9 protein-coding genes are annotated in these 12,125 nt (G+C 73.1%); 4 read left to right on the forward strand and 5 right to left on the reverse strand.

Annotation, left to right across the window (positions count from 1 at the left end; all coding sequences use genetic code 11):
• Positions 1-37: 37 nt before the first annotated feature.
• From KSE_RS21470 to KSE_RS21485, 4 genes are all read left to right on the forward strand, one after another.
• Positions 38-1,243: a hypothetical protein gene (locus KSE_RS21470; protein ID WP_014137437.1), complete on the forward strand. Its 1,206-nt coding sequence runs from the start codon at positions 38-40 to the stop codon at positions 1,241-1,243.
• Positions 1,244-1,250: 7 nt separating this feature from the next.
• A complete protein-coding gene (locus KSE_RS21475) occupies positions 1,251-2,825 on the forward strand; it encodes an SCO6880 family protein (protein WP_014137438.1) in 1,575 nt (524 codons plus the stop codon).
• Between the two features lie 27 nt (positions 2,826-2,852).
• Positions 2,853-4,199: an ATP-binding protein gene (locus KSE_RS21480; RefSeq protein WP_014137439.1), complete on the forward strand. Its 1,347-nt coding sequence runs from the start codon at positions 2,853-2,855 to the stop codon at positions 4,197-4,199.
• Between the two features lie 162 nt (positions 4,200-4,361).
• Positions 4,362-6,167: a bifunctional metallophosphatase/5'-nucleotidase gene (locus KSE_RS21485; protein WP_014137440.1), complete on the forward strand. Its 1,806-nt coding sequence runs from the start codon at positions 4,362-4,364 to the stop codon at positions 6,165-6,167.
• Between the two features lie 61 nt (positions 6,168-6,228).
• On the opposite strand, the gene KSE_RS21490 is transcribed toward KSE_RS21485, so the two are convergent.
• The 5 genes from KSE_RS21490 to KSE_RS21510 form a co-directional block, all read right to left on the reverse strand.
• A complete protein-coding gene (locus tag KSE_RS21490; RefSeq protein ID WP_014137441.1) occupies positions 6,229-7,677 on the reverse strand; it encodes a sensor histidine kinase in 1,449 nt (482 codons plus the stop codon).
• A complete protein-coding gene (locus KSE_RS21495) occupies positions 7,674-8,444 on the reverse strand; it encodes a response regulator transcription factor (RefSeq protein WP_014137442.1) in 771 nt (256 codons plus the stop codon). The genes KSE_RS21490 and KSE_RS21495 overlap by 4 nt, the downstream gene beginning before the upstream one ends.
• A gap of 72 nt (positions 8,445-8,516) precedes the next feature.
• Entirely contained in the window at positions 8,517-9,614 is a 1,098-nt protein-coding gene (locus tag KSE_RS21500) for a S1C family serine protease (RefSeq protein WP_106437705.1), read from the reverse strand.
• A 126-nt stretch (positions 9,615-9,740) separates the two neighbouring features.
• A complete protein-coding gene (locus KSE_RS21505) occupies positions 9,741-10,796 on the reverse strand; it encodes a LacI family DNA-binding transcriptional regulator (RefSeq protein ID WP_014137444.1) in 1,056 nt (351 codons plus the stop codon).
• Between the two features lie 149 nt (positions 10,797-10,945).
• Positions 10,946-11,695 (reverse strand): response regulator transcription factor, encoded by a 750-nt coding sequence (locus KSE_RS21510; RefSeq protein ID WP_014137445.1) that lies wholly within the window; start codon positions 11,693-11,695, stop codon positions 10,946-10,948.
• Positions 11,696-12,125: the final 430 nt, after the last annotated feature.

A 12,125-nucleotide genomic window follows, 5' to 3' on the forward strand; every position in this document is an offset into this window, starting at 1 on the left:
TGTCGCCGTCTTGGCCGGGGCGACCGCTTCGCTCCAAGTGGCGCTCCTGGCGGTGGTCAGGGCGGCCACCGCCGCGACCCCGTCGCCCAGCCCCCAGCCCTCCTGCACGGTGGACGTGCCGGTGCCGGGCGCCGACAAGCTGTGCGCCCCGCCCGGGGCCACCGTGATTCCCGGGAGCGGGGCGGTGTCGGGGGTGACGGATCCGCTGGGGTCGTTGGCGAAGGGGTGCGCGCAGGCGGCGGCCTGGGTGGTGCGGCAGTTGTCGGGGGCGATCGACGGGACGACGAAGGTCGACTTCACGAACGCGGCGTTCCTGCAGCAGTACGCGGTGGTGTTCGCGGTGTCGACGGTGATCACGCTGGTGCTGTGGCTGCTGGCGGTGACGAAGCGGGCGGTGCGCGGGGCGGCGTTGGGGCAGGCGTTCGGCGAGGCGGTCGGGTACCTGTGGCTGACGGTGATCGCGTCGGCGTTCACGCCGCTGATCCTGTACACCGTGGTGACGGTGACCGACGGGTTGACGGACGCGATCGCCTCGGGGACGAAGTCGGACACCGGCACGTACCTGGGCGGGTTCGCGGACACGCTGGAGAAGGGCACCATGGGCGGCGGCCCGCTGATCCTGATCCTGGTGTCGCTGGTGGCGGTGCTGGCCGCGGCGGTGCTGTGGGTGGAGCTGGTGATCCGGGCGGCGATGCTGTACGTGGGCGCGCTGCTGGGGACGGCGGTGTACGCGGGGCTGGTGGACAAGCAGATGTGGAAGCACGTCCGCCGGTGGGCCGCGATGATGCTGGCGGTGGACCTGGCGAAGCCGATCGTGGTGGTCATCCTGGGCCTGGCGGGCGCGGTGGCGTCCGGGGCGGGGGCGGACGACGACTTCAGCCGGGTGCTGGCGGGGCTGGCGATCCTGTTCCTGTCGATCTTCGCGAGCGCGGCGGTGTACCGGTTCGTGCCGGGCTTCGGCGACGAGCTGATGTCGATGCGCAACGCCCGGGCGAGCGCGGTGCAGGCCGGCAGCGCGATGATCAACGGCCCGGCGAACTTCGTGAAGCAGGGCATCTCGACGCACGGTTCGCGCGGTGGCGCGGAGGGTGCGGGCGGTGGCGGCGGCGCCCCGGCCGGCGGGGGCGGGGCGGGCGCGGGCATCGCGGCGCACGCCTCCCGTCCGGCGAACCCGCCGCGGGCGGCCGCGCCGCCGGCGCAGGCCCAGGTCCAGTCTCCGGTCAACAACCCGAAGGGAGGGTGACCGGTAGATGAGCGGCGAACAGCTCGGCCAGTACGGCACCCAGTACGCCCATCAGCGCCGCAGCTACCTGATCGGCAAGGCGCGTCCGAACGCGCCGATCGGGCGCAACCGGGAGAACGGCGAGATCGTGCTGATCATCGCCGGCGCGGGCCTGGGCATGGTGTGGGGGCTGATCCCGAGCCTGTTGCCGCTGCGGATCGCGGGCCTGGTGGGCTTCCCGCTGCTGGCGATCATGGCGGTGTACGTGCCGTACCGGCGGCGGACGTTCTACAAGTGGGTGGAGATCAACCGGACGTTCCGGCGGACGGTGCGCAGCGGCCGGGCGGTCTGGCGGCCGGACGTGCACGAGGCGGGCACCCGGCTGGACGGCCGCGAGGTGGAGGTCGGCCCGCCGCCGGGGGTGGGGCGGCTGCGCTGGCTGAGCGCGCCGTTCGGGCCGGACGAGGTCGCGGTGCTGATGCACCTGGAGCGCCGGACGGTGACCGCGGCGATCGAGATCGAGGGCCCGGGCGTGGGCCTGCGCGACTCGGAGGACCAGGAGGCGCTGGTCGACCGGTTCGGGACGCTGCTCAAGCACGTGGCCAACGGCGACGGCTTCGTGACCCGGCTGCAGATCCTGGCCCGGACGCTGCCGGCCGACCCGGACGCGCACGCCAAGGACGTGGCGCGGCGCGGCGACCACGCGGCGCCGCGCTGGCTGCAGGAGAGCTACGACCAGCTGCAGTCGATGGTGTCGACCTCCTCGGAGCAGCACCGGGCGTACCTGGTGGCCTGCATGCACTACACCCGGGACCTGGCGGCCGAGGCGCACGCGATGGGCCGCACCGCGTACGGGCGGGACGAGGCGAAGCGGGACCGCAGCGACGACGGCCTGGCGACCGTGATGGCGCGTGAACTGACCGACATCTGCGCGCGGTTGGCGGAGGCGGACATCCGGGTGCGGCAGCCGCTGGGGCAGGCCCGGCTGGCGTCGCTGATCCACTCGATGTACGACCCGGACCACCCGATCGACCACATCCAGGCGATGAGCCGGCGCAACGCCTGGCCGGCCGAGCTGGACGCCACCCACCCGCAGTACCTGGAGGCGAAGACCCGGGAGGCGGCGACCCGGGAGCCCTGGTGCCACGCCACCGCGTGGATCAAGGAGTGGCCGCTGACCCCGGTCGGGGTGAACTTCCTGGCGCCGCTGCTGGTGCACACGCCGGACGTGATCCGGACGGTCGCGGTGACCATGGACCTGGAGCCGACCGACGTCGCGATCGAGCGGATGCTGACCGAGAAGACCAACGACGAGGCGGAGGCCAGCCGGGCGGCGAAGATGAACCGCACGGTGGACCCGCGCGACCTGGCGCACACCGGCCGGGTGGACCAGCGCGGCGACGACCTGGCGTCCGGCGCGGCCGGGGTCAACCTGGTCGGCTACCTGACGGTGTCCTCGCGCAGCCCGGAGGCGCTGGCCCGGGACAAGCGCACCATCCGGGCGTCGGCGGGCAAGAGCTACCTGAAGCTGGAGTGGTGCGACCGCGAGCACCACCGGGCGTTCGCCAACACCCTGCCGTTCGCCACCGGCATCCGCCGCTGACCCGCTGACCCACCCGGAGGCCCGTCGATGCTCGGCAAGCTGACCGATTCCTTCACCAGCACCCTGTTCGGCCGGGTGGAGACCACCCGGCTGCCGGTGCGCACCTCCAGCGGCCAGGCGCAGGCGGTGTACCTGCCGACGGCGGCGCCCGGGCTGGGCGACTCCGGGGTGATCATCGGCCGCGAGGTGTACAGCGGCAAGGGCTACGTCTACGACCCGTTCCAGCTGTACGGCCAGCAGCTGCCGGCCCCGCACTGGCTGGTGCTGGGGGAGTCCGGCAACGGCAAGTCGGCGCTGGAGAAGACGTACGTGCTGCGGCAGTTGAGGTTCCGCGACCGCCAGGTGGTGGTGCTGGACGCGCAGGGCGAGGACGGCGTCGGCGAGTGGAACCTGATCGCGAACGCGCTGGGGATCAAGTCGATCCGGCTGGACCCGCTGGCGGCCCGGGACGGCGGCGTGAAGCTGAACCCGCTGGACCCGGCGATCACCACCACCGGCCAGCTGTCGCTGCTGCGCACCATCATCGAGGTGGCGATGGGCCGCGGCCTGGAGGAGCGGGCCGGCTTCGCGCTGAAGGCCGCGCACGCGCACGTGACGGCGACGGTGCGGCACCGCCAGCCGGTGCTGACCGACATCATCGACACGCTGCGCAGCCCCGACCTGTCGGCGGTGGAGTCGCTGGGCGTGGAGGTCGGCGAGGTGCAGTCCTGGGGCCTGGACGTGGCGCTGGTGCTGGACCGGCTGGTCGACGGCGACCTGCGGGGCATGTTCGACGGGCCGACCTCGGCGGGCATCGACCTGGACGCGCCGCTGATCGTCTTCGACCTGTCGCACATCGACCGGAACTCGATCGCGATGCCGATCCTGATGGCGATCGTCGGGGTCTGGCTGGAGCACACCTGGCTGCGGCCGGACCGGGTGAAGCGGATCTTCCTGGTCGAGGAGGCCTGGCACATCATCAACAGCCCGTTCGTGGCGCAGCTGTTCCAGCGGCTGCTGAAGTTCGGCCGCCGGCTGGGCCTGTCCTTCGTCGCGGTGGTGCACCACCTGTCGGACGTGGTGGACGGGGCGGCGGCGAAGGAGGCGTCGGCGATCCTGAAGATGTCCTCGACCCGGACGATCTACATGCAGAAGGCCGAGGAGGCCAGGGCCACCGGCCGGGTGCTCGGCCTGCCGCGCTGGGCGGTGGAGATCATCCCGACGCTGTCGCCCGGCATCGCGGTGTGGGACGTCAACGGCAACGTGCAGGTGGTCAAGCACATCATCACCGAGGCCGAGAAGCCGCTGGTGTACACCGACCGGGCGATGACCGAGGACGCGGTGGCCGAGCGGGACCGGGCCGACCAGCAGTTGGCGGCGCAGCCCCGGATCTGAGCCGGGACGGGCGGGCGGACCGAGAGCGGGCAGACGAATCGTCAGGCCGTGGATACCAGCTCGTTACTCGCAGGTTCCTGACAGCTACGCGCGTTGACCCTAGGCTGCACCCTGACAACGCCAGGCCGCGCTGCCGCGGCCCCGACGGTCCAGGGGACACCCATGCCCATTTCCGGTTCCACCGGCCGCCGTTCGACCGCCCTCGCGGTCGCCGCAGCCGCCGCGCTGTTCGGCACGATGGCCCTGCCGGCCACCGCCGAGGCCCACGGCCGCGGCCACGACAAGCCGAAGTACGAGGACCTGCAGCTCCTCGCCATCAACGACCTGCACGGCAACCTGGAGCCCCCGGCCGGTTCCTCGGGCACGATCACCGAGATCGACCCGGCCACCGGCAAGACCGTCGCCACCCCGGCCGGCGGCGCCGAGTACCTGGCGACCGCGCTGCGACAGGCCCGCGAGGGCCACCCGAACAGCCTGACCGTCGCGGCGGGCGACCTGATCGGCGCCAGCCCGCTGATCTCCGGCCTGTTCCACGACGAGCCGACCATCGAGGCGCTGAACGAGATCGGCCTGGACGTCACCTCGGTCGGCAACCACGAGTTCGACGAGGGCTCGGCCGAGCTGCTGCGCATGCAGAAGGGCGGCTGCCACCCGACCGACGGCTGCTACCAGGAGGGCCGGAGCTTCGAGGGCGCCGACTTCCGGTACCTGGCGGCGAACGTCACCAACGAGAAGACCGGCAAGCCGCTCCTCAAGCCGTACTGGGTGAAGAACGTCCACGGCGTCAAGGTCGGCTTCATCGGCGTGACCCTGGAGGGCACCCCGAACATCGTCACCGCCGAGGGCGTCAAGGGCCTCAAGTTCGGCAACGAGGTCACCACGATCAACACGTACGCCGCCGAGCTGAAGAAGCAGGGCGTCAACTCGATCGTGGCGCTGATCCACGAGGGCGGCCTGCCCGCCAGCAACGTGTACAACTACGACTGCGGCGCGGCCGGCGCGGGCGTCTCCGGCCCGATCGTGGACATCGCCAGGAAGATCGACCCGGCCGTCGGGGCGATCGTCACCGGCCACACCCACAACTCGTACGCCTGCACCATCCCGGACCCGGACGGCGTGCCGCGCTCGGTCACCAGCGCCGCCTCGTTCGGCCGGCTGTACACCGAGATCAACCTGAAGCTGGACAAGCGCACCGGCGCCATCGTCCGCCCGTCGGTCACCGCCGCGAACCACGTGGTGCGCCGCGACCTGCCGAAGGCCGCGGACCTGACCGCGCTGATCGACCGGTACCGGACGCTGGCCGCGCCGATCGCCAACCGGGCCACCGGCTACATCACCGCCGACATCAACGGCCGCGGCTCCACCGCGCTGGAGAAGCCGCTCGGCGACCTGATCGCCGACGCCCAGCTGGCCGGGCTCGCGCCCGCCGACAAGGGCGGCGCGCAGGTGGCCTTCATGAACCCCGGCGGCATCCGCGCCGACCTGGTGTACAAGGCGACCGGCGCCGAGGGCGACGGCGTGGTGACCTACGGCGAGGCGTTCGCCGTCCAGCCGTTCACCAACATGATGCAGGTCAAGACGCTGACCGGCGCCCAGCTGGTGCAGGTCCTGCAGCAGCAGGTCTCCGGCTCCAACACCGCCTCCCCGAAGATCCTGCAGATCTCGGACAACCTGCGCTACACGCTCGACCTGAACCAGGCCGGCGCGGCCCGGGTGGTCGTCGACTCGATCCGGTTGAACGGCGCGCCGGTCGACCCGGCCGCGAACTACCGGGTCGCCGCGAACGAGTTCCTGGCGGGCGGCGGCGACGGCTTCCCGGCCTTCGCGGCCGGCACCGACAAGCTGGTCGGCGCCTCCGACCTGGACGTCTTCAACGCCTACCTGACCGGCCACAGTTCGGCGAGCGCCCCGATCGCGCCGCCGGCCGCGGACCGGATCAAGGTCATCGCGGTCGGCCAGACCGGCTGACCTGGCGCCACCCGGCGCCGGAGGGCGGGAGACCCGGTGGTGTCCCGCCCTCCGGCGCGTCTCAGCGCGGGTCGTCCGGCTGCCCCGGCAGCACCAGCACCGCCTGCGTCCCCGCCCCGCCGTCCGGGGCCGGGCCGAGCGCGACCTGCCCGCCGGCGTCCCGGACGGTCTGCGCGACGATCGACAGGCCCAGGCCCGAGCCCGGCAGCTGCCGGGAGGACGGCGAGCGCCAGAACCGGTCGAACACGTACGGCAGTTCGTCCGCCGGGATGCCGGGGCCGCGGTCCCGGACCGTCAGCCGGCCCTCCCGCAGGGCGACGTCGACCGTCCCGGCGGGCGGCGAGTACTTCACCGCGTTGTCCAGCAGGTTGATCACCGCGCGCTCCAGCGCCGCCGGGTCCCCGTGCACGTACCAGGGCCGCACGTCGGTGTCGAAGACCAGCGACGGGCCGCGCAGCCGGCCCCGCTCCAGCGCCCGCCCGACCGTCTCGTGGAACGGCACCACCGTCCGCACCGCCTCCGGGTTCGGGGTGTCCGGCCGGGAGAGCTGCAGCAGGTCGCCGATCAGCACGGTCAGCTCCTGCATCTGGGCCTTCATGTTCCCCAACATCCGGGCCCGGGTCTCCGGCGGCAGCGCCCGCCCCTGCGCGTCCGAGCGGATCAGCAGGTCGACGTTGGTCCGCAGCGAGGTGAGCGGCGTGCGCAGCTCGTGGCCCGCGTCGGCGATCAGCCGGGTCTGCCGCTCCCGGGAGTTGGCGAGCGCGGTCGACATCGAGTTGAACGAGGTGGAGAGCCGGGCGATCTCGTCCTTCCCGTGGACCGGGATGGTGGTGCCGACCTCCTCGGTCCGGGCGATGTGCTCGATCAGGCCGGTCAGCTGGTCGACCGGCTTGAGCGCGGACCGGGCGACCAGCCGCCCGGCGACACCGGCACCGATCACGCCGAGCCCGGCCACGCCGGTCATCAGGAAGGCGAGGCTGCGCAGCGAGTCCTCGACGTCCTGGAGGGGGAGGGCGGTGAGCAGGACGGCGGACTTGCCGTCGATGGTGGTCGAGCCGCCCCAGATCCGGACCATCGCGGGGGTGCCGTCGGTGTAGCTGCCCTCGCGGTAGACCGGTTTGCCGGTGGACGCGGTGAGGTCGTCGTCGGTGTACCGGATGACCTTGCTGGACTGCGGGGGGAAGCAGACCGTGCCGTCGGCAACGATGAACTGGTTGTCGTACTTGTTCTGGTGGAAGGGCAGCCGTCCCTCCGCGGCCGCGGCGGCCTTCGCCAGCGCGGCCGTCGGGGTGGAGGCACAGGCCACCCGGGACTGGTTCGGCGCCCCCGGTGGTTCGGCGTCCTTCAGCGACTGCTGCACCTGCCCGTACAGCGTGTTCCGGACGAGCAGCCAGCAGGCCACCGCCGCGACCGCGATCGCCACCGCCACCGCGGCGGCGGTGAGCATGGCCAGCCTGCTCCGCAGCGACCTGCCGCGGAACCACCCCGTGAGCCGGCCGATGAGCCTCATGCCGCGGCGCCGGTCGCGGCGCGCAGCGCGTAGCCGACGCCGCGGACCGTCTGGATGATCCGGGGCATGCCGTGCTGCTCGGTCTTGCGGCGCAGGTACATCACGTAGACGTCGAGGGAGTTGGAGGAGGGCTCGAAGTCGAAGCCCCAGACGGCCTTGAGGATCTGCTCGCGGGTGAGGACCTGGCGCGGGTGCGAGAGGAACATCTCCAGCAGCATGAACTCGGTGCGGGTCAGTTCGATGGTGTGGCCGCCGCGGGTGACCTCGCGGGTGGCGGTGTTCATCCGGAGGTCGGCGAAGGAGAGCACCTCGCCGCCGTCCTCGTCGGCGGCGGTGCGGGCGGCGGCCTCCGCGGCGAGCGCGTTGCGGCGCAGCAGGGCGCGGACCCGGGCGAGCAGTTCGTCGAGTTCGAAGGGCTTGGCCAGGTAGTCGTCGGCGCCGACGTCCAGGCCGGTGACCCGGTCGCCGACGGCGTCGCGGGCGGTGAGCATCAGCACGGGCACGGTGTCGCCGCGGGAGCGCATCCGGCGGACGGCGGTGAGGCCGTCCATCCGGGGCATCATGATGTCCAGCAGCACCAGGTCGGGGCGGTCGCGCTCGACGGCGGCCAGCGCCTCGTAGCCGTCGGTGGCGGTGGCGACCTGGTACCCCTCGAAGGCGAGGCTGGATTCCAGCGCGTCGCGCAGCGCGGGTTCGTCGTCGACCACGAGGACGCGGGCACCGCTGGTCGCCTCGGCGGGTGTGCGGTCGTCGGCGGGGGGAGTCATCGGCGCGGGCCCTTTCTGAGTCCGGTGCGGTCCTGGCCATTGTCCGTCGGGCGGGGACGGATCGGGCGGGTGTCAGAGGGTCTGGCCGGCCTGCATCCGGGACAGGACCTGCTTGACGCTGTTGATCGGGATGGCGAAGCCGAGGCCGACGCTGCCGGCGTCGGAGCTGCCGGTCGAGCCGGAGCCGGCGGCCGAGTACATCGCCGAGTTGAGGCCGATGACCTGCCCGGCGGCGTTGATCAGCGGGCCGCCCGAGTTGCCGGGGTTGAGCGCGGCGTCGGTCTGCAGCGCCCGGTAGGTGGCGGTGTCGGACGAGGAGGACGAACCCGAGGAGCCGCGCTGGCCGGGCAGGTTCGGGAAGCCGAAGCCGCCGTTGTTGCTGGTGGTGCTCTCGCCGACCTGGACGGAGACCTGCCGGTCCTTGGCGGAGACGATGCCCGAGGTGACGGTGCCGGTGAGGCCCTCCGGGTTGCCGATCGCGACCACCGGGTCACCGACGGCGGTGCCGTCGGAGTCGCCGAGGACGGCGGTGGTCAGGCCGCTGACGCCGGACGCGGTGATCACGGCGGTGTCCAGCGACTTGTCGGTGCCGGTGACCCGCGCCTCGGCGGTGGAGCCGTCCTGGAAGGCGACGGTCAGCTGTCCGCCGCCGGAGACCGCGCCGGAGACCACGTGGTAGTTGGTGAGGATCTGGCCGTCGGCGGTGAGCACCACGCCGGTGCCGGTGGCGGTGCCGCTGCCGGTCTTGACGGTGATCTGCACGACGGCGGGGGAGACCGCGGCGGCGATCGCCGAGACGTTCGCGCTGCCGTCGGCGTTCGCCGAGACCGGGCGGACCAGGGTGCTGCTCGCGCTGCCGGAGCCGGAGCCGTCGTCGGCGAGCGCGCCGCCGGTGACGCCGCCGACCAGCGCGGCGAGCGCGGCGACGGCGGTGGCCAGGGCGAGCCGGCCGCGCAGCAGGCCGCGGCGGGCGCGGTGCCCGGCGGGGGCGGGCGCGGGGGCCGGGTCGGGGCCGTAGAGCACGACGCCGGTGCCGGTGCCCGGGGCGGCGGGCGGCACCGCCGGGTAGGCGGCTTCCGGGTGGGGGGCGTACGGCGGCCGCGGCGGGAGCCGGCCCGCGCCGCCGTCCCGGGGGTGGGGCTCGTGGGTGCTGCGGTGCTGTTCGCTCATGACGACCACGTTCCGCCCGCTGGATGAAGAGCGGATGAGAGGGCGGTACAGGTTCCCCGAGAAGCGCGTCAGCTTCTCATAAAGCCTGGTCAGGCCGGTGATCGGCCGGGGGCGCGGAGCCGCAGGTCAGACCTGGTGGCCGTGGTCGTCGGGGCCGCCGCAGCCGCAGGAGCGCCGGACGACCAGCCGGGACGGGAACTTGCGGACCCGCTCGGTGTCGCTGCCGGGCACCATCAGCGAGTCGTCGAGGACCAGGTCGACGGCGGCCCGGGCCATCGCGTCCCGGTCGGAGGCGACGGTGGTCAGCGGCGGGGAGGCGAACGCGGCCTCCGGGATGTCGTCGAAGCCGACCACCGCGAGGTCCTCGGGGATCCGCAGGCCGAGCTCCTGGGCGGCCCGGAGCACGCCGATCGCCTGGTCGTCGGTGGAGCAGAAGACGGCGGGCGGCCGCCGGTCGGAGCCGAGCAGGTCGAGTGCGACCTGGTAGGCGCCGTAACGGTGGAACGGGGCGTCGACCAGGTGCGGTTCGGTGGGCAGGCCGTGCGCGGCCATCGCCAGCTCCCAGCCGGCCACGTGGTCGATCACCGGGTCGCCGGGGGCGGGGGACTCGACCGGGCCGCCGAAGCAGGCCACGTACGGGTGCCCGTGCACCTCCAGCAGGTGGCGGACGATCAGCTCGGAGCCGCCGATGTCGTCGGTGACCACGGCGACGTCGTCGATCGCCTCGGGGCGGCGGTGCAGCAGCACCACCTTGGCGCCCTCCATGGCGGCGAACTCCTCGGCGGCGCGCTGCGAGGGGCCCTGGCTGACCAGGATCAGGCCGGAGACCCGCATGCCGAGGAAGGCGCGGACGTAGTGCACCTCGCGGTCGTCCACGTAGTCGGAGTTGCCGATCAGCACCAGCTTGCCGCGCTCGGAGGCGGCGCGTTCCACCGCGTGCGCCATCTCGGCGAAGAACGGCTGCCGGGCGTCCGGGACGACCATGCCGATCAGGTTGGTGCGCCGCGAGGCCATCGCCTGGGCGACCGAGTTCGGCCGGTACCCGAGCTGCTCGATCGCGGCGAGCACCTTCTCCCTGGTGGCCGGGGCGACCGGCCGGGGACCGTTGTTGATCACATAGCTGACGACCGCCGTCGAGGTGCCAGCCAGTCGGGCTACGTCGTCGCGCGTCACCTTGGCCACGGGGGGAGTCTACGCGGGTGGTTCACCTCCCGGATCCGGGGTGACACCTGGTGGGACGGTGCTTTCGGGACCGAACCGGGCAAAGCCGGACGAGAGTTCCCGCGGGGCCGGGCGAGTGCCTGTCGAGGTGCGGCCCGCCCGGCCCGCCGTCAGCGCTCCTGCCGGGTGCCGGCCCGGTCCGGTTCGGCCCGGTCGGCCCGTTCGCCCCGGTCGGTGCCCTTGTCGGCCCGCTCGGGCACCACGAAGCGGTAGCCGACGTTGCGCACGGTGCCGATCAACTGCTCGTTCTCGACGCCGAGTTTGGCCCGCAGCCGGCGGACGTGCACGTCGACGGTGCGGGTGCCGCCGAAGTAGTCGTAGCCCCACACCTCCTGGAGCAGCTGGGCCCGGGTGAAGACCCGGCCGGGGTGTTGGGCCAGGTACTTGAGCAGCTCGAACTCCTTGAAGGTGAGGTCGAGGACGCGGCCCTTCAGCTTGGCGGAGTAGGTGGCCTCGTCGACCGAGAGGTCGCCGTTGCGGATCTCCATCGGGCTGTCGTCGGTGGCGGCGTTCAGCCGGCCCAGGGCGAGCCGCAGCCGGGCCTCGACCTCGGCCGGTCCGGCGGTGTCGAGCAGCACGTCGTCGACGCCCCAGTCGGCGGTGACGGCGGCCAGGCCGCCCTCGGTGACCACCAGGATCAGCGGGCTGCCGATGCCGGTGGAGCGCAGCAGCTGGCACAGGCTGCGGATCTGCGGCAGGTCGCGCCGGCCGTCGACCAGGATCACGTCGGCGCTCGGGGTGTCGACCAGGGCGGACCCCTCGGCGGGGGCCACCCGGACGCTGTGCAGCAGCAGTCCGAGGGCGGGCAGCACCTCGGCGGAGGGTTGCAGGGCGTTGGTCAGCAGGAGCAGTGAACTCATACCCGGCTAGTCCCCTTTCCGGGTCGTCGCGGTCGCGGACGCCGGGGGAAAGCGGCGGCCGCGGTACAGGGTGGGGGGAGCGCCGACAGGGCCGGCGGGCGCGTCGGCGGGCGCGGCGGCGGTGGCTCGCCCGGGGTCCCGCAACCCCTGGCGTCCCGCTGGTGCCCCGTCCATCGGCGTACCCTCCGGTTCTGTCCCGCCGGGTGCGCACCTCGTCGTGCGGTCCGGCGGGGGCGTTCCGGCGGCCGGCGCGGGTGGTGCGCCGTTCGCAAGAACGTCCGTATAGGCGTCCTGAAAGCACAAAAGGACCCGGGGGCGACTCTGCCCGGATCCCTCATCGGATCGAGAATAGCCGACCTCCGGCGGCCTGGGGAGAGGCGCGAGCGGGGCGCGCGCCGCCGGACGGGCGCACCCCGCCGTCCTCCGCCGG

Origin of the sequence: Kitasatospora setae KM-6054 (assembly GCF_000269985.1) — a bacterium.
GTDB lineage: Bacteria > Actinomycetota > Actinomycetes > Streptomycetales > Streptomycetaceae > Kitasatospora > Kitasatospora setae.

Bases quoted from the DNA above. Each gene is read 5' to 3' on its own strand.
- KSE_RS21475 (WP_014137438.1), top strand. From the start codon at position 1,251: ATGAGCGGCGAACAGCTCGGCCAGTACGGCACCCAGTACGCCCATCAG.
- KSE_RS21480 (WP_014137439.1), top strand. From the start codon at position 2,853: ATGCTCGGCAAGCTGACCGATTCCTTCACCAGCACCCTGTTCGGCCGG.
- KSE_RS21485 (WP_014137440.1), top strand. From the start codon at position 4,362: ATGCCCATTTCCGGTTCCACCGGCCGCCGTTCGACCGCCCTCGCGGTC.
- KSE_RS21490 (WP_014137441.1), bottom strand. From the start codon at position 7,677: ATGAGGCTCATCGGCCGGCTCACGGGGTGGTTCCGCGGCAGGTCGCTG.
- KSE_RS21495 (WP_014137442.1), bottom strand. From the start codon at position 8,444: ATGACTCCCCCCGCCGACGACCGCACACCCGCCGAGGCGACCAGCGGT.
- KSE_RS21500 (WP_106437705.1), bottom strand. From the start codon at position 9,614: ATGAGCGAACAGCACCGCAGCACCCACGAGCCCCACCCCCGGGACGGC.
- KSE_RS21510 (WP_014137445.1), bottom strand. From the start codon at position 11,695: ATGAGTTCACTGCTCCTGCTGACCAACGCCCTGCAACCCTCCGCCGAG.